We start from the raw sequence: 17,022 nt of genomic DNA on the forward strand, positions 1-17,022 counted from the left end.
CCGCGCCCGAATGCGCCCGGCGTGAACATACAGGCTCTGGCCCGCTTCGGGAGCTGTCGGGAAGCGAGTGATTCAGGAGGCCGGTCCGGGCCGCAGTGTCTCGGCGGCGACGGCCGTCACCGCCTCGGCCAGCGCGCCGAGGGCGGGGAAGTCGAGCTTCCACTGCTGCCAGAAGAGGGGGACGTCGATGCCCCGGCCCGCCGCGAGAGGGACCAGTCTTCCGGCGCGCAGCAGCGGTGCCGCCTGGACCTCGGGCACCATGCCCCAGCCCATTCCGGCCGCCACGGCGTCGACGAACCCCTCCGACGTGGGAACGAAGTGGCGCAGCGCGCTTCCGCCGGGACCGCCTGTGAGGGCGCGGACGAAGTCGTCCTGGATGTCGTCGTTGCGGTCGAACGCCACCACGGGGGCGGAGCCGATCAGCTCGCGCAGGGGTGTGCCGGTCGTCGTGCCGAGCCACTGCTCGGCGCAGCCGGGGCTCGCCACCGGCAGATAGCGCATGATCCCGAGGGCACGCACGGAGCAGCCGGCCACCGGGTCGGGCGACGAGGTGACCGCCGCCATGACCGTTCCCTCGCGCAGCAGGGCCGCGGTGTGGTCCTCGTCCTCCCGGCGCAGTTCGAAGCACAGCCGCAGTTCGCCCGGCACACGGGCGAGCGCCGGCAGGAACCAGGTCGCCAGCGAGTCGGCGTTCACGGCGACCGACAGCCGTGTGGGCTCACCGGATCCGGACATGCCGAGCTCGGCGTGCGCGTCGCGCTCCAGCCGGGCGAGCCGGCGCGCGAAACGCACCACGATCTCGCCGGACTCGGTCGGGCGCACCGGCTTCGTCCGTGTCAGCAGGACCCTGCCGGTGCGCTGTTCGAGCGACTTGACCCGCTGGCTCACCGCCGAGGGCGTCACGTGGAGAGCCGTGGCCGCCGCGTCGAAGGTGCCCTCGTCGACCACCGCGAGCAGTGTGCGCACCTGGTCGAGGGGGAGCTCCGTCATCACGATTGCTAAGGATACGTAAGAATCTTTAGCTGTACTTCCGGCGATCCGTTTTCTAGCGTCGACGGCATGACAGACGCCCTGGCCGCAGTGGTCGCCGGATTCGGCGCCGGCCTCTCCCTCATCGTCGCCATCGGCGCGCAGAACGCCTTCGTCCTGCGTCAGGGCGTCCGCCGGGACGCGGTCCTCGCCGTGGTGGGCATCTGCGCCCTGTCCGACGCGCTGCTCATCGCGCTGGGAGTCGGCGGGGTCGGCGCGGTGGTGGTGGCCTGGCCCGCGGCGCTCACCGCGGTCGGGCTGATCGGCGGCTGTTTCCTCGTCGTCTACGGAGTCCTCGCCGCCCGGCGGGTGCTGAAACCGTCGGCCCTCCAAGCAGCCACCGGCTCCCCGGGCTCCTGGCGCCGTGCCGTCCTCACCTGCCTCGCCCTGACGTGGCTCAACCCGCATGTGTACCTCGACACCGTGTTCCTGCTCGGCTCGCTGGCGGCCGGCCATGGATCGCTTCGCTGGACGTTCGGGCTGGGCGCGGTACTCGCCAGCCTGTGCTGGTTCGTCGCCCTCGGGTTCGGCGCGCGGCTGCTCGGCCGCTTCCTCGCCCGGCCGGCGTCCTGGCGTGTGCTCGACGGCCTGGTCGCCACGACCATGATCGCGATGGGTGCCACCCTGATCGCCGGCGCCTGACCCGTCGCACCGCACGTACGGCCCGCACCGCCCGGACCGACGCAAACGTCCCGCACGCCGCACGCCCCGCTCCGGGCGTGCGCCGTCGTGCGCCCCGCTCCGCTCCCGGCGTGCACCGTCCCGCAGTGCCGTGCGCCCATGTGCCTGCACGCCCCGCCGGGGTGTTCTGCCCCGCCCGTCGCGCTGGACGTGCGCCTTCGTGCACCGTCGTGCGCCCTGCCGCGGTATCCCGCCCCGCCGTACGCCTGTCGTGCGACCGGCTCGTGGGGCCGGTCTCCGGGCGCCTCGTGCACCGATCTCGTCCCCCGGGGGACACCCGCCGCCCGCGCTCGGCCATAGTGATCCCCGAATCGAAAGATGTATCGAGCAACCAGGATGAGTGTGGACACGAGCCAGAGCAGTACGGACAGCGGCGCCGCGGAGCCCGACGGGAGGGCGGAGACCGAGCGGCCCGGCCGCTCCGGATGGCGTCGATGGGCCATGGACACCCGGCCGCTGCGCCGTCCCGCCTACCGCCGGCTGTGGTCGTCGACCGCGGTCACCTCCGTGGGCAGCCAGCTCACCGCTGTCGCCGTGCCCAAGCAGATCTACGACATCACCGGCTCCTCGGCCTGGGTCGGCTACGCGAGTCTCGCCGGCCTGCTGCCCCTCGTGGTCTTCGCCCTGTGGGGCGGTGCGGTCGCCGACAGCGTGGACCGCCGCAAGCTGCTCCTCGTCACCAACATCGGCATAGCCGTCACCTCCCTGCTCTTCTGGGTCCAGGCCGTCACCCAACTGGAGTCGGTGCTCGTCCTGATGGTCCTGCTCGCCCTCCAGCAGGCGTTCTTCGGCCTCAACTCCCCGGCCCGCAGCGCGTCCATCGCGCGGCTCGTCCCGGCGGACGAACTGCCCGCGGCCAACGCGCTCGGCGCGACCGTCATGCAGACCGGTTCGGTGGCCGGGCCGATGCTCGCCGGTGCCCTCATTCCCCTCATCGGGCTGCCCGAGCTCTACCTGATCGACGCCCTCGCCCTGTGCGTCACCGTGTGGGCCGTCCTGCGCCTTCCGGCGCTGCCGCCCCTCACCGGAAAGGCCTCCCAGCGCGCGGGCCTGCGCGAAGTGGTGGCCGGTTTCCGCTACATCGCCCTGCACAAGGTGCTGCTGCTGTCCTTCCTCGCCGACATCATCGCCATGGTCCTCGGCATGCCGCGCGCGCTGTTCCCTCAACTCGCCGCCGAGACGTACGGCTCCTACGGCGAAGGCCTCGCGCTCGGACTGCTGTTCGCGGCGATCCCCATCGGCGCGGTCGTGGGCGGACTGATGTCGGGCACTTTCTCCCGCGCCCGCCGGCACGGTCTGATGGTCATCGTCTCCGTCGCGGCCTGGGGCGCGGCCGTCGCCGGGTCCGGTCTCAGCGGCAGTCTGTGGCTCGCCGTGGCCTTCCTGGCCGTCGCCGGGGTCGCCGACATGGTCTCCATGGTCTTCCGCGGGGCGATCCTGCTGTCCGCGGCCACCGACGAGATGCGCGGACGGCTCCAGGGCGTCTTCACCGTCGTCGTCGTGGGCGGCCCGCGCGTCGCCGATGTCCTTCACGGCACGGCCGGTTCGGCCTTCGGAGCACCGGCCGCGGTGGCCGGTGGAGGCCTGCTGGTGATCGTGGCGGTGCTTGTGCTCGCTTTTGTCACACCGGCCTTGAGGCGTTACACAATCTGAATGCGAAAAACGACCATGGTGGTTCTAGAGTGGCCGCCATGGTGGACACGCGCCCTACGTCGGCATTCCACGCGCAGAACATCAGCGCGGACAGTACCTCCCGTCTGGTGGGAGCCCTGGATGCCCAGGACGTCAACGACGGCGTACAGCGCCTGCGTTCGTGGGCACACGCGGCACTGGCCGTGCGGCCCGGGGAGCGGGCTCTCGACATCGGCGCGGGCACCGGATCACAGACCCGGCGGCTCGCGGCGGCCGTGGGTCCGCGCGGCAGGGTGCTCGGCATCGAACCGAACCCCGGACTGCGCGCCGTGGCCGAACAGCGGGGCACCGAGGAACGCAGCGCGGCGCGGTTCGCCGACGGTGACGCCCTCGCCCTGCCGCTGCCCGACGCCACTGTCGACGTGGTGTGGTGCGAGCGGGTTCTCCAGCACCTCGTGGAGCCGGAGAAGGCCGTCTTCGAGATAGCGCGCGTGCTGCGCCCCGGCGGGAGGGTCGCCCTGCTGGACACCGACTGGGCGACCACGATCCTGCACCCCGGCGACCCCGAGACGATCGCCGCGCTCACCACCGGCGCGCTGTCCGCGGCCACCGACCCTTACTCGGGACGCAAGCTGGTCGGACGGCTGACGGCGGCCGGCCTCGTCATCGACGACCGTGGATCGCAGGCGCTGCTCCAGGACCACAAGTCGGTCGCCTGGCCGCTCATCCGCATGCTGGGCGACTCGGCGCTGAGCCGCGGACTCATCGGCGAGACGCAGCGCGACCGCCTGTACGACGACCTCGCGGAAGCCGCGCGCCAGGGCGGCCTGCACATGTCCGTGACGATGTTCGGAGCCGTCGCGCACCGTCCGGAGTGACCGGGTCCGCGTTCACCGTGCGCCGTCGGCGGTGACCGGGTCCAGGAGCACGGCGTAGCGTCCGGATTGATCCGGAATACAATGGAATGGCCGTCGCTGACGGGCCAGTACGCAGATTTCCCCTGGTATTGGGGGTACGCGAACACCATGTACACCGCTAGCCAAGATCTGATCGCAGCGAGTTCATCGCTGAACGCGGGCGCCGCTTTCATCGGTGGCCTCATCATCGCCGGTGCCCTCGTCTGGGCCGTCCGGATGGGCATCCGGGTGCGGAACCTGGAATCGCGCCCACCCACAGCCGAGGAGCAGCCCAGGCTGCCCGAGACCGGGGCGGTGCACGAGGAGCGCGAGATGCGGGAACCCGACGAGGTCCCGCACGCCGCGGACGAGAGTGAACGGCTCATGCCGTACAACATCCACTCCGCGAGCACCAAACACGCCGATGACCAGCACCGCAAGCGCTGGCAACCAGGGTCCAGCGGGTCCTTCGGCAGCGGCGGACCCGGCAGAACCTGACCGGGGCGCGAAGGAGCCGACCGCCGTGAGCGGCCGGCTCCTCCATGTACGCGCACGGCCTCTCCCGGGGGATCGGGTCTACGGGAGATCGGCCGCCGAGTCCTCGGGAGCGAGGTCGGGACGCAGCCTCAGCCACGACGGCTGGCGCAGCAGTCCGGCCCGGGTACGGGTGCTGTAGCGGACCTCGCCCACCAGCCGGGGCAGCACCCAGTGCGCCTCGGCCGCCCGCGGGAGACTGTCGAAGGGGCAGTGACCTGTCTCGGAGGCCCGCAGCAGCCGGGCGAGTCCGGCACGTTCGGCCTCGCTCCAGCCGGTGCCCACGCTCCCGACGTAGCGCAGTCTTCCCGCGTCGCGCTGGCCCACGAGCACGGCACCGGGCAGTCCCGACAGGCGCCCCTTCCCGGGGACCCAGCCGCCGACCAGGACGTCCGCGGTCCGCATGTTGCGGATCTTGATCCAGGAGCGTGAGCGCACGCCGGGCTCGTACACCGAGTCGAGGCGCTTGCAGACCAGCCCCTCGAGGCCGCTCGCCCGTGTCGCCCGCAGGGCCTCTTCGCCGTGCCCCACGAGTGCCGTCGGCGTCGACCAGAACGGGCTCTCCAGGGAGAGGCTCTCCAGCGTCTGCCGCCGCCGCGCGTAGGGCTGGCCCGTGAGATCGCCGCCCAGACGCATGACGTCGAACAGGACGAGACGAGCGGGCGCCTGCTCGGCGCGCCGGGCCGCCCTGCCGGGCGACCGGGCGAGGCCCATCCGGGACTGCAGCAGGTGGAAGTCGCCGCGTCCCTGTTCGTCCAGGACCAGCACCTCACCGTCCAGGACCGCCGCAGTCGTGCCGAGAACACCGCCGAGTGCCCGCAGTTCCGGATAGGCGGCGGTGATGTCCTCACCGGAGCGGGCCCGCAGCGTCACCCCGCCGTCCCCGGGCAGATAGACCACGGCGCGCTGACCGTCCTGCTTCGTCTCGTAGGCCCAGTGCATGTCCTGGCCTGCGGCCGGCAGGGATCCGGGGGTCGCGAGCATGGGCGCGATCAGCGGCAGCTTCGGCGGGTTCACACCTCCTGTGTCGGCACGCCGCCGGCCGCACACGCCCTTCCGGCATCCGTTTCGCCTGAACGGCCGCGCCGCGCCGCACCGGCGCCGCACCGGCGCGGCGCGGCCGTTCAGGGCTGCCCTAGCCTTCTAGCCTTCTAGCACTCCAGCGCCTGGGCGATCAGTGTCTGCAGGTACAGCCCGCGGTGGGCGTCGAGGTCTCCCGGCCGGCCCGAGCGGACGGCGGTGGCGAACTCCCGGCGCAGCACGGGCCAGGACTCCTCGTGGTCGAGGGCCCCGGCGTCGAGGACCAGTTCGTGATGCCGGCCGAACAGCTCGACACGGGTGATCCCGCGCTCGACCTCGACCGAGCCCGACAGGGAGGCCTGGCTCACGGCGCCGCTCTCGTGCTCGCAGGTGAGTTCGAGCCAGCGGCGCGGGTCCCCGGAGCCGCGTACCCGGACGACCGGCCCCAGTGCCGCGTCCAGCAGATCCAGCAGATGTGGTCCGAGGTCCAGGAGCGCTCCGTGCTCAAGGCGCCACGGGGTCGCGAAGTCGCCGCCCAGGAAGGCGCCGCTCAGACCGCAGGAACGCGCGCCCGAGACGTCCAGGGTCCGTGCCGCGGCGAGGAACCGGCGGACGGCCGGGTGGTAGCGGTTCGTCAGGACGAGCTGCGACACCACGCCCGAGGCGTCGATCGCGTCCACGAGCCGTCGCGCCGCGGACAGGTCGAGCGCCAGCGGCTTCTCCAGGAGCAGGGCCTTGCCCGCCTCTGCGGCCCGTACGGCCAGTTCGGCCTGCACCGCGGGCGGAACCGAGAAGGCCACCGCCTCGCATCCGTCGAGCAGTTCCTCGAACGTCGCGGTGACATCCGCGCCGTACGGGGCCGCCGTCTCGCGGGCGGCCTCCGGCCGGCGTGCCCACACCGACGTCAGCACGGTCTCGGGTCCGGCGGCGAGCACCCGGGCGTGCACGGCCCGCGCCCAGGGTCCCGCGCCGACGAGCCCCACCCTGACGGGTGTCCGGTTCCAGGCGGGCGAGGTGGTGGTCACGGCTTCTCCTCTGCGCTGTACGGGTTCTGACATACCGTCGGCCGACCGCCCCCGACGAGGGGAGCGGCCGCGGCCGACGCCGGATCCTCGGACGTGTGGACAGACTTCACCACGGTGTCCCGGTGTTCGGCCAGCGGCCCGACAGCGCGCTCGCCTCCCGGTCGCGCGGGGCACGCGGGGCGCGGGAGCCCGGCGCGCGAACCCGGAAAGCGCGCCTCTGTCGGTCCCCGCCCGCCGCACGCCATCATGCCGGACATGGATCCCACACAGGACAAAGCGGGCTTCGGGGGCGGTACGGGTCTGCCCGCGCTGCCGGAGGACTGGGAACGGTGTCTCGCCGTGGCCGCCCACCCGGACGACATCGAGTACGGCACGGCCTGCGCCGTCGCGCGCTGGACCGCACAGGGCAAGCAGGTGAGCTATCTGCTGGCGACCAGGGGAGAGGCCGGTATCGACAGCCTGCACCCGGACCGGGCGGCACCGCTGCGGGAGGCCGAGGAGCGGGCCGGCGCACGGCACGTCGGCGTCGACACCGTCGAGTTCCTCGATCACCGCGACGGCGTCGTCGAGTACGGGACGGGCCTGCGCCGGGAGATCGTGCGCGCGATGCGCCGCCACCGGCCCGAGATCGTGGTGTCCGGCGCGTTCACGGTACGGATGATCGGCGGCATGACCAACCAGGCGGACCACCGGGCGGTGGGCCTGGCCGCCCTCGACGCGGCACGCGACGCGGGAAACCGCTGGATCTTCCCCGAACTCGCCGACGAGGGCCTGGAACCCTGGAACGGCATCCGGATGGTGTGCTTCGCCGGAGCGGAACGGCCCACCCACGGCGTCGACGTCACCGGCGAACCCCTCGAACGCGGCATCGCCTCGCTGGAGGCACACGCCGAGTACACCAAGGGTCTGGGCGCGGGCGCCCTCGAAGCACGGCCGTTCCTCACCTGGGCGGCCGGCATGGGCGGAGCGGCGCTCGGCGTCGAGTCCGCCGTCCTCCTCGACGTCCACCAGCTCGTCCCGGACGGTCCGCCGCCCTGGGTGTGAGCGCTCCGGGACCGTCCGTCGGGACGGGGCCGGGCCCAGCGACCGGGGGCACCCGGCCCCGTCCGGGAGGGGACGTTCTCCCGGACGGTTCCTCCCCGCGGGTCGGCGCGGCACGGACGCGACTTGACCGGATCGTGGGGGCCGAGGCCGCGAGGGACTCATAGGCTGTGCGCGAGTGATCACCGTCGAACCGGAGGAGCGAACGTGACAGCACGCCCGCACGAGGCCGCACGACGCACAACCGTCCTTCGCCGCGAGGCCGTTGTCGCGGCCGTCCCCGTCGCGCTCGCCGCGCTGCTCACCGCGGCGGGCCCCGCCACAGCGGCCGGGACCGTGGGCTCCGCGGGCGCGGGTGACCCGTACTTCCCTCTGTCGGGCAACGGCGGCTACGACGTCCACCACTACGATCTGACGCTCGGGTACGACCCGGGCAGCCGCCACCTCGACGGCAAGGCGGTCATCACCGCCAGGGCCACCCAGCGGCTGACCCGCTTCGACCTCGACCTCAGCGGGCTGAAGGTCACCGGCGTCACCGTCGGCCACGCCAAGGCCGCGTTCCGGCGCGACGGCCGGGAACTCGTCGTCACCCCGAAGGAAACCCTGCGCGAGGGCCAGGAGTTCCGCGTCACCGTGACCTACTCCGGCACCCCGAAGCCGGTCACCGACCCCGACGGTTCCCTCGACGGGTGGATCCCCACGGACGACGGCGCGTTCGTGGCCGGTGAACCCCAGGGCGCGATGACCTGGTTCCCCGCCGACAGCCACCCCACGGACAAGGCGTCGTACGACTTCACCCTGACCGTCCCGAAGGGGTGCACCGCCGTCGCCAACGGCGTCCTGCTCGGGCAGCGGACCGCGAACGGCCGGACCACCTTCCGCTGGCGCCAGTCCGAGCCGATGGCGGCCTACCTCGCCACGGCGACCGTCGGCACGTTCAAGGTCGAGCAGTACACCACCCGCGACGGCCTCAAGATCTACAACGCGGTCGACCCCCGCGAGGCGACCGCCGCCGCGCCGGTCGTGAAGAAGCTGCCGTCCGTCCTGGCCTGGGAGAGCAAGCTCTTCGGCCCCTATCCCTTCCGCGCGGCCGGAGCCATCGTCGACCGGGCCCCGCAGGTCGGCTACGCCCTGGAGACCCAGACCCGTCCGGTGTACGACTCCGCGCCCGACCTGGACACCCTCGTCCACGAGAGCGCCCACCAGTGGTTCGGCGACTCCGTCACCCTGACCCGGTGGAAGGACATCTGGCTCAACGAGGGCTTCGCCACCTACACCGAGTGGCTGTACGCCGAACAGCACGGCGGCCGGAGCGCGCAGAAGGCCTTCGACGCGCTGTACGCCACCCCCGCGGGCAAGGACCTCTGGGCCTTCCCGCCCGGTGATCCGGGCAGCGGCGAGCACATCTTCGAGACTCCGGTCTACGCCCGGGGAGCCATGGTCCTGCACAAACTGCGCACGGCCGTCGGCGATCCCGCGTTCTTCCGCATCCTGCGCACCTGGGCCACCGTCCACCGCGGCGGGCACGGTACGACGGCCGAGTTCATCCGGCTCTCCGAACGGGAGTCCGGCAAGGACCTCACCGCTCTCTTCCACACCTGGCTCTTCACGGCCGGGAAGCCCGCCTCGGCCTGAGGCGGGCTTCCCGGCGGCGGCTGCGGTCCGGCTCAGGCCGGCCGCAGCCAGACCGTCGCCAGAGGCGGCAGCGTCAGCTCGATGCTGGTCGGGCGGCCGTGCATACCGATCGCCTCGGCCTTCACCGGTTCGGGGTGGGTGATGTCGCTGCCGCCGTAGCGGAGGCTGTCCGTGTTGAGGACCTCCTGCCAGGCGGGGACGTCCTCGGGGACGCCGAGGCGGTAGCCGTGGCGGACGGCGGGGGAGAGGTGGGAGACGGCGAGGAGGGGAGTGCCGTCGGCGGCGTGGCGCAGGAAGGCGAACACGTTGTCGTCGGCGGCGTCACCGACCACCCATGTGAAGCCGGACGGGTCGGTGTCGCGTTCCCACAGCGCGGGTTCGCCACGGTAGAGGGTGTTGAGGTCGCGGACGAGATCCTGGACCCCGCGGTGGTCGGCCTCGGCGCCGTAGGCGGGGTCCAGCAGCCACCAGTCGGGGCCGTGAGCTTCCTTCCACTCGCCTCCCTGGGCGAACTCCTGGCCCATGAAGAGGAGTTGCTTGCCGGGGTGGGCCCACATGAAGGCGAGGTAGGCGCGGAGGTTGGCGCGCTGCTGCCACCAGTCGCCGGGCATCTTGGAGACGAGTGACTGCTTGCCGTGCACGACCTCGTCGTGGGAGATCGGCAGGACGTAGTTCTCGCTGTAGGCGTACACCATCGAGAAGGTCATCTCGTTGTGGTGGTACTTGCGGTGGATCGGCTCGTGCTGCATGTACTCCAGCGAGTCGTGCATCCAGCCCATGTTCCACTTGAGGCCGAAGCCGAGACCCCCGTCCGAGGTCGGACGGGTGACGCCGTCCCAGGCGGTGGACTCCTCGGCGATGGTGACCACGCCGGGGTTGCGGCGGTACACCGTGGCGTTCATCTCCTGGAGGAACGCCACGGCGTCGGGATTGTCCCGCCCGCCGTGTTCGTTGGGGGCCCACTGGCCCTCTTCGCGGGAGTAGTCGAGGTAGAGCATGGAGGCCACGGCGTCGACGCGCAGGCCGTCGATGTGGAACTCCTCGCACCAGTAGGTGGCGTTGGCGACGAGGAAGTTGCGGACCTCGCGGCGGCCGTAGTCGAACTCCAGGGTGCCCCAGTCGGGGTGGTCGGCGCGCCTCGGGTCGGCGTGTTCGTAGAGGGGGCGGCCGTCGAACTCGGCGAGGGCCCAGTCGTCGCGCGGGAAGTGGGCGGGTACCCAGTCCATGAGGACGCCGACGCCGGCGCGGTGGAGGGCGTCGACGAGGAACTTGAAGTCGTCGGGGGTGCCCAGGCGGGCGGTGGGCGCGTAGAACCCGGTGATCTGGTAGCCCCAGGAGCCGCCGAAGGGATGCTCGGCGACGGGCATCAGCTGGACGTGGGTGAAGCCGAGGTCGGTGACGTAGGCGGGGAGCTGGTCGGCCAGTTGACGGTAGGTCAGACCCGGTCGCCAGGAGGGCAGATGCACCTCGTACACCGAGAACGGCGCCTCGTGGAGCGGCCGGCGCTTCGCCCGCTCCTTCATCCACTTCGAGTCCTGCCACGTGTACGACGACCGTGTCACGACCGACGAGGTCGCCGGAGGCACCTCGGTGCGGCGGGCCATCGGGTCGGCGCGCAGGGTGCGGGATCCGTCGGGGCGCGTGATGTCGAACTTGTAGAGCGCCCCCTCACCCATGCCGGGCAGGAACACCTCCCACACGCCGGACGACCCGAGTGAACGCATCGGGAACCCGGCGGCGCCGTCCCAGTGGCAGAAGTCCCCGCAGACCCGGACCCCTTGCGCGTTCGGGGCCCACACGGTGAAGCGGGTGCCCTCGACCCCCTCGTGGGTCATCGGCTCGGCGCCGAGCGCCCGCCACAGCTCCTCGTGCCGGCCCTCGCCGATCAGATGCAGGTCCAGATCGGCGAGCGCGGGCAGGAACCGGTAGGGGTCCTCCGAAGCGGACTCGGTGCCGTCGTACGTCACCAGCAGGGTGTAGGCGGGAATCGCGTCGAGCGGCAGCACGGCCCCGAAGAGCCCGTCGCCCAGGTCGTCCAGGTCGGTGCGCTGCCCGTCCACCATCACCGCCACGCCCTGGGCGTACGGCCGCAGCGCGCGGAACACCACCCCGCCCGGCACCGGATGGGCACCCAGCAGCGCATGCGGATCGTGATGGGTGCCGGACAGCAGCCGCCCCCGATCCATGGGGTCCAGCGCGGTGTGCTGCGCCGGAGAGGGGACGGGCTTGGCCCGTCTTGCGCGGTTGGATGCGGTGCGGGTCACGGCTTGAGCCTCTCGAAGTGGGGGTGTTGAGGGGGGTCGGTCGGAGTGTCGAGGGTGGTCGGTGGTCAGGGGCGGTCGGCGAGACGTCCGACCGCCGCCATGGGCACGGGCAGCCAGTCGGGCCGGTGCCGTGCCTCGTAGAGCACTTCGTACACGGCGCGGTCCGTCTCGTACGCGCGCAGCAGTTCGGGTTCTTCGCGCGGGTCCCAGGCCGCCGCGGCGGCGTAGCCCGCGCAGAAGGCCTCGCGGCAGCGCTCCGCCCACTCCGGACGCCAGGGCTGCCGGGAACGGGCCGCGTAGTCGAAGGACCGCAGCATGCCCGCGACATCGCGTACAGGCGACTGGACACGCCGACGTTCGCTGATCGGGCGGGCCGGTTCACCCTCGAAGTCGATGACCGACCACCGCTGCCCGGCCCGCAGGACCTGGCCGAGGTGAAGGTCACCGTGGATGCGCTGGGCGGGGCGGACCGCGGAGTCCAGCGCGGCGAGCGCGTCGAACGCCGACCGCAACCCGGCCGCGTGGGGGCGGAGTTCGGGGACGGAGCGGACCGCGGCGTCGAGACGGCCGTGCATCGCCTCCGCGAGCCGCTGGTTGCGGTACGGGCTCGGCGCGTCCACGGGGAAGGCCGTGCCCAGGGTCAGATGCACCTCGGCGGTGGCCCGGCCCAGCTCGTACGCCTCGCCCGTGAAGTCCTGCCGCGAGCCGAGGGATTCCAGGGCGAGCGCCCAGCCGTCGGCGGCGTCGCGCAGATACGGCTGCAGGACGCCGAGCGTCGCCTCCTGCGGCTCCGAGGTATGGAACCATGCGGCCGGCGCCGGGACGCGGGTGCAGCCCTGCCGGGCCAGTGCGCGCGGCACCTCCAGGTCCGGGTTGATGCCGGGCTGGACGCGCCGGAAGACCTTCAGTATGAACGCGTCTCCGTAGACCAGTGAGGTGTTGGACTGCTCGGCGTCGAGGAGGCGTGGCGTGAGACCGGACGGCACCGTCACACGAGGATCGCGCTCGAACCGCAGCGGTCCCGCCTTACCCGAACGGCGCAGTCGCTCCAGGAGCAGTCCCGCGGCCTTCGGGTCGTGGAAGGCGTCGTACACGGTCAGGTCGGCCAGCGGGCCGGCGCTCGCCCGGCCGATGACGGCGTGGGCCAGCCGGGGCGGCAGGGTCTCCCGCACCCCGAGCAGCAGTTGGTAGCAGTCCTCGGCCGCGGGAGTGCCGGCCGTGCCGTGGGCGGGCGGGCCGAGGTGCTCGGTGCGGACCAGCAGATGCAGACACCCCGGGTACAGCTCGGTGGTCGACAGCAGCGTCAGATCCGTCACGGGCCTGCCCTTGCCCGCGAACCAGCGCTGCCGCGGCAGCCAGGCCCGCAGCAGCTCGGCCAGCGAGGTGAGCAGCGGAGCGGTGTCGAGGCCGCTCGGACGCTGCAGAGCGGTGTTCGCCATGACGGCACGTCCTTTCAGGGGCGGGCGGGCTGTCGAGGGGTACGCGTTCACGATCGCCTCGTGGTGCCGGGCCCGACCGCGCGGCGCAACCGGAACCAGTAGAAGCCGTGACCGGCGAGGGTGAGCAGGTAGGGCAGCTCGCCGATGGCGGGGAACCGCACGCCGCCGATCAGCTCGACCGGGTGTCTGCCGTTGAACTCGCGCAGGTCGAGCTCGGTGGGCTGGGCGAAGCGCGAGAAGTTGTGCACGCACAGCACCAGGTCGTCCTTGTACTCCCGCAGGAAGGCGAGGACGGCGGGGTTGGAGGAGGGGAGTTCGGTGTAGGAGCCGAGTCCGAAGGCCTTGTTCTGTTTGCGGATCTCGATCATGCGGCGGGTCCAGTGGAGCAGCGAGGAGGGCGACGACATGGACGCCTCGACGTTGGTGACCTGGTAGCCGTAGACGGGGTCCATGATCGTGGGGAGGAAGAGGCGGCCGGGGTCGCTGGAGGAGAAGCCGGCGTTGCGGTCGGGGGTCCACTGCATGGGGGTGCGGACGGCGTCGCGGTCGCCGAGCCAGATGTTGTCGCCCATGCCGATCTCGTCGCCGTAGTAGAGGATCGGGCTGCCGGGCAGGGACAGGAGCAGGGCGGTGAAGAGTTCGATCTGGTTGCGGTCGTTGTCCAGGAGGGGGGCGAGGCGGCGGCGGATGCCGATGTTGGCGCGCATACGCGGGTCTTTCGCGTATTCGGCGTACATGTAGTCGCGTTCTTCGTCGGTGACCATTTCGAGGGTGAGCTCGTCGTGGTTGCGCAGGAAGATGCCCCATTGGCAGTTGCCGGGGATGGCGGGGGTCTTGGCGAGGATTTCGGAGACGGGGTAGCGGGACTCGCGGCGGACGGCCATGAAGATGCGGGGCATGACGGGGAAGTGGAAGGCCATGTGGCACTCGTCGCCGCCGGAGGGGAAGTCGCCGAAGTAGTCGACGACGTCCTCGGGCCACTGGTTCGCCTCGGCCAGCAGCACCGTGTCCGGATAGTGCGTGTCGATGTCGACCCGGAGCCGCTTGAGGAACTGATGGGTGGCGGGGAGGTTCTCGCAGTTCGTCCCCTCCTCCTGGTAGAGGTAGGGGACCGCGTCGAGGCGGAAGCCGTCGATGCCCAGGTCCAGCCAGAACCGGAGGGCCGCCAGGATGTCCTCCTGGACGGCCGGGTTCTCGTAGTTGAGGTCGGGCTGGTGGGAGAAGAAGCGGTGCCAGTAGTACTGCTTGCGGACCGGGTCGAAGGTCCAGTTGGAGGCCTCGGTGTCGACGAAGATGATCCGGGCGTCCTGGTACTGCTTGTCGTCGTCGGCCCAGACGTAGTAGTCGCCGTAGGGTCCGTCGGGGTGGGCGCGGGACTCCTGGAACCACGGGTGCTGGTCGCTGGTGTGGTTCATGACGAAGTCGATGATGACGCGCATGCCGCGCTGGTGGGCGGCGTCGACGAACTCGACGAAGTCGGCGAGGTCGCCGAACTCGGGCAGGACGGCGGTGTAGTCGGAGACGTCGTAGCCGCCGTCGCGCAGGGGGGACTTGAAGAACGGGGGCAGCCACAGGCAGTCGACGCCCAGCCATTGCAGGTAGTCGAGTTTGGCGGTCAGGCCCTTGAGGTCGCCGATGCCGTCGCCGTTGCTGTCCTGGAAGGAGCGGACCAGGACCTCGTAGAAGACGGCGCGTTTGAACCACTTGGGATCGCGGTCCTTGGCCGGGGTGTCCTCGAACGTATCCGGGACGGGCTCATTGACCATCATGCTGGGGACCCTCCGATCCGCGGTGCCGGGCCGACAGTGAGCACATGTGCACCGCCCGGACCCAGGCGCACAAAGTTGGACCTGCCCCAGTTGTAGGTCTCGCCGGTGAGCTCGTCGCGCACCGGCACGCGCGCGTCCTCGCTCGGAGCGAGTCGCGGCATGTCCAAGGACACTGTCGCCTGCCGGGTGTGGTGGGGGTCCAGGTTCGCCACGACGACCACCGTGTCGTCACCCGAACGCTTGCTGTACGCGATCACGGCATCGTTGTCGACCTGATGGAATCGAAGGTTCCGTATTTCGCGCAGAGCCCTGTGATCCCGTCTGATCCGGTTCAGCCGGGTGATCAGCGGGGCGATCGTACGGCCCTCGCGCTCGGCGGTTTGCCAGTCGCGTGGGCGGAGCTGGTACTTCTCGGAGTGGAGGTATTCCTCGCCGCCCTGGCGCAGGGGGGTGTTCTCGCAGAGTTCGTAGCCGCTGTAGATGCCCCAGGTGGGGGAGAGGGTGGCGGCGAGGACGGCGCGCAGTGCGAAGGCGGGGCGGCCGCCGGTCTGCAGGAACTCGTGGAGGATGTCGGGGGTGTTGACGAAGAGGTTGGGCCGCATGCGGGCGGCCGAGTCGCCGGAGAGCTCGGTGAGGTACTCCGTCAGTTCCTGTTTGGTGTTGCGCCAGGTGAAGTAGGTGTAGGACTGCTGGAAGCCGACCTCGGCCAGGGTCCGCATCATCGCGGGGCGGGTGAAGGCCTCGGCCAGGAAGATCACGTCGGGGTCGGTCGCGTTGACGTCCGCGATCACCTGTTCCCAGAACACGACGGGTTTGGTGTGCGGGTTGTCGACGCGGAAGATCCGCACGCCGTGGTCCATCCAGTGCCGCAGGACGCGCACGGTCTCGGCGACCAGGCCGGGCATGTCCTGGTCGAAGGCGATCGGGTAGATGTCCTGGTACTTCTTGGGCGGGTTCTCCGCGTGGGCGATGGTGTTGTCGGGGCGGTGGTGGAACCACTCCGGGTGCTTCTCCACCCAGGGGTGGTCCGGGGAGCACTGCAGGGCGAAGTCGAGCGCGATCTCCAGGCCCAGAGAGTCGGCCCGGCGGACGAAGGCGTCGAAGTCCTCCAGGGTGCCCAGGTCGGGGTGGACCGCGTCGTGGCCGCCCTCGGGGGAGCCGATGGCCCAGGGCACCCCGACGTCCTCGGGACCCGCGGACAGCGTGTTGTCGGGGCCCTTGCGGTAGGTGGCGCCGATGGGATGGATCGGCGGGAGGTAGACCACGTCGAAGCCCATCTCCGCGATCGCGGGCAGCCGTTCGGCGGCCGTCACGAACGTGCCGTGCACCGGCGGATCGACCTGACCGCTCTCGGAACGCGGGAAGAACTCGTACCACGCCCCGTACAGCGCCCGCTCCCGCTCCACCAGCAGCGGCAACGGGATGGAGGGGGTGAGCCGTTCACGCAGCGGATGCTCCGCGAGAGTGGCGGCCACCTCGGGCGCCAGGGCCGCCGCGAACCGCTCGGCCGGGGGCAGGGAGTCGTCTCGCAGGGTGTCCGCGGCGGCCAGCACCGTGTCCCGGCCGGCACCCTCGGGTACGCCCGCGGCGGCCCGCTCGTGAAGGGCGGCGCCCTCCTCCAGCATCAGCCCGACGTCGATCCCGGCGGGGATCTTGACCCCGGCGGCGCGCCGCCAGCCGGTCACCGGGTCGCTCCACGCCTCCACCCGGTAGGTCCAGTGGCCCGTCGCCGACGGAGTGACGTGGGCTCCCCAGCGGTCGGTTCCCGGGGCCAGCTCGCGCATCGGCGTCCACGGCCCTGGGCGCCCGCTCGGATCGCACAGGACGACATTGGCGCCGACCACGTCATGGCCTTCGCCGAAAAGAGTGGCGGTGACCTGGAAGGTCTCGCCCACAACCGCTTTGGCGGGCCGTCTGCCGCGATCGACGACCGGCCGCACATCCATGACGGGTATGCGGACGGTCTCCGAATGCGCGTCCATGATCGCGTCCATGCGTCTCGCCTCCGCGGTTCTGGGCCCGAATCGTCGTTGCCGCGAGAGGCCCTCTCGTTGCGG

The 17,022-nt window shown here is 71.4% G+C and carries 13 protein-coding genes; 6 read left to right on the plus strand and 7 right to left on the minus strand.

Going from position 1 to position 17,022, the window contains the following annotated elements; genetic code table 11:
- Positions 1-72: 72 nt before the first annotated feature.
- A complete protein-coding gene (locus OG780_RS38785) occupies positions 73-993 on the minus strand; it encodes a LysR family transcriptional regulator ArgP (RefSeq protein ID WP_328456227.1) in 921 nt (306 codons plus the stop codon).
- A gap of 66 nt (positions 994-1,059) precedes the next feature.
- Between OG780_RS38785 and OG780_RS38790 the strand changes: the two genes are divergently transcribed.
- From OG780_RS38790 to OG780_RS38805, 4 genes are all read left to right on the plus strand, one after another.
- The gene (locus tag OG780_RS38790) at positions 1,060-1,671 is read left to right on the plus strand and encodes a LysE/ArgO family amino acid transporter (protein WP_328456229.1); all 612 of its coding nucleotides are present in this window, start codon (positions 1,060-1,062) and stop codon (positions 1,669-1,671) included.
- A 357-nt stretch (positions 1,672-2,028) separates the two neighbouring features.
- A complete protein-coding gene (locus tag OG780_RS38795; RefSeq protein WP_328456231.1) occupies positions 2,029-3,363 on the plus strand; it encodes an MFS transporter in 1,335 nt (444 codons plus the stop codon).
- A 38-nt stretch (positions 3,364-3,401) separates the two neighbouring features.
- Positions 3,402-4,220: a methyltransferase domain-containing protein gene (locus tag OG780_RS38800; RefSeq protein ID WP_328456233.1), complete on the plus strand. Its 819-nt coding sequence runs from the start codon at positions 3,402-3,404 to the stop codon at positions 4,218-4,220.
- A 147-nt stretch (positions 4,221-4,367) separates the two neighbouring features.
- On the plus strand, positions 4,368-4,736 hold the full coding sequence (locus tag OG780_RS38805; protein ID WP_328456235.1) for a DUF6479 family protein: 369 nt from the start codon (positions 4,368-4,370) through the stop codon (positions 4,734-4,736).
- A gap of 78 nt (positions 4,737-4,814) precedes the next feature.
- Here the strand turns inward: OG780_RS38805 and OG780_RS38810 are convergent, their stop codons facing one another.
- Complete coding sequence (locus tag OG780_RS38810) at positions 4,815-5,756, minus strand: ATP-dependent DNA ligase (protein ID WP_328458688.1); 942 nt, start codon at positions 5,754-5,756, stop codon at positions 4,815-4,817.
- 167 nt (positions 5,757-5,923) lie between these two features.
- A complete protein-coding gene (locus tag OG780_RS38815; RefSeq protein ID WP_328456237.1) occupies positions 5,924-6,817 on the minus strand; it encodes a Gfo/Idh/MocA family protein in 894 nt (297 codons plus the stop codon).
- Between the two features lie 255 nt (positions 6,818-7,072).
- On the opposite strand from OG780_RS38815, the gene OG780_RS38820 reads away from it, so the two are divergent.
- Complete coding sequence (locus OG780_RS38820; protein ID WP_328456239.1) at positions 7,073-7,861, plus strand: PIG-L deacetylase family protein; 789 nt, start codon at positions 7,073-7,075, stop codon at positions 7,859-7,861.
- 204 nt (positions 7,862-8,065) lie between these two features.
- A complete protein-coding gene (locus OG780_RS38825; RefSeq protein WP_328456241.1) occupies positions 8,066-9,493 on the plus strand; it encodes a M1 family metallopeptidase in 1,428 nt (475 codons plus the stop codon).
- Between the two features lie 32 nt (positions 9,494-9,525).
- Here the strand turns inward: OG780_RS38825 and glgB are convergent, their stop codons facing one another.
- From glgB to OG780_RS38845, 4 genes are all read right to left on the minus strand, one after another.
- Positions 9,526-11,688 (minus strand): 1,4-alpha-glucan branching enzyme, encoded by a 2,163-nt coding sequence (glgB, locus tag OG780_RS38830; protein WP_328458690.1) that lies wholly within the window; start codon positions 11,686-11,688, stop codon positions 9,526-9,528.
- Positions 11,689-11,822: 134 nt separating this feature from the next.
- Entirely contained in the window at positions 11,823-13,196 is a 1,374-nt protein-coding gene (locus OG780_RS38835) for a maltokinase N-terminal cap-like domain-containing protein (protein ID WP_328456243.1), read from the minus strand.
- Positions 13,197-13,243: 47 nt separating this feature from the next.
- Complete coding sequence (gene treS / locus OG780_RS38840) at positions 13,244-14,965, minus strand: maltose alpha-D-glucosyltransferase (RefSeq protein WP_328456245.1); 1,722 nt, start codon at positions 14,963-14,965, stop codon at positions 13,244-13,246.
- Entirely contained in the window at positions 14,962-16,959 is a 1,998-nt protein-coding gene (locus OG780_RS38845; RefSeq protein WP_328456247.1) for an alpha-1,4-glucan--maltose-1-phosphate maltosyltransferase, read from the minus strand. Before OG780_RS38845 ends, treS begins: the two co-directional genes overlap by 4 nt.
- Positions 16,960-17,022: the final 63 nt, after the last annotated feature.

This window comes from Streptomyces sp. NBC_00386 (assembly GCF_036063235.1).
GTDB lineage: Bacteria > Actinomycetota > Actinomycetes > Streptomycetales > Streptomycetaceae > Streptomyces.

Excerpts from the sequence above, each read along its gene's own strand:
- OG780_RS38810 (WP_328458688.1), bottom strand. The coding sequence starts at position 5,756 with ATGCTCGCGACCCCCGGATCCCTGCCGGCCGCAGGCCAGGACATGCAC.
- OG780_RS38800 (WP_328456233.1), top strand. The coding sequence starts at position 3,402 with ATGGTGGACACGCGCCCTACGTCGGCATTCCACGCGCAGAACATCAGC.
- OG780_RS38805 (WP_328456235.1), top strand. The coding sequence starts at position 4,368 with ATGTACACCGCTAGCCAAGATCTGATCGCAGCGAGTTCATCGCTGAAC.
- OG780_RS38845 (WP_328456247.1), bottom strand. The coding sequence starts at position 16,959 with ATGGACGCGATCATGGACGCGCATTCGGAGACCGTCCGCATACCCGTC.
- treS (WP_328456245.1), bottom strand. The coding sequence starts at position 14,965 with ATGATGGTCAATGAGCCCGTCCCGGATACGTTCGAGGACACCCCGGCC.
- OG780_RS38835 (WP_328456243.1), bottom strand. The coding sequence starts at position 13,196 with ATGGCGAACACCGCTCTGCAGCGTCCGAGCGGCCTCGACACCGCTCCG.
- OG780_RS38820 (WP_328456239.1), top strand. The coding sequence starts at position 7,073 with ATGGATCCCACACAGGACAAAGCGGGCTTCGGGGGCGGTACGGGTCTG.
- OG780_RS38790 (WP_328456229.1), top strand. The coding sequence starts at position 1,060 with ATGACAGACGCCCTGGCCGCAGTGGTCGCCGGATTCGGCGCCGGCCTC.
- OG780_RS38795 (WP_328456231.1), top strand. The coding sequence starts at position 2,029 with ATGTATCGAGCAACCAGGATGAGTGTGGACACGAGCCAGAGCAGTACG.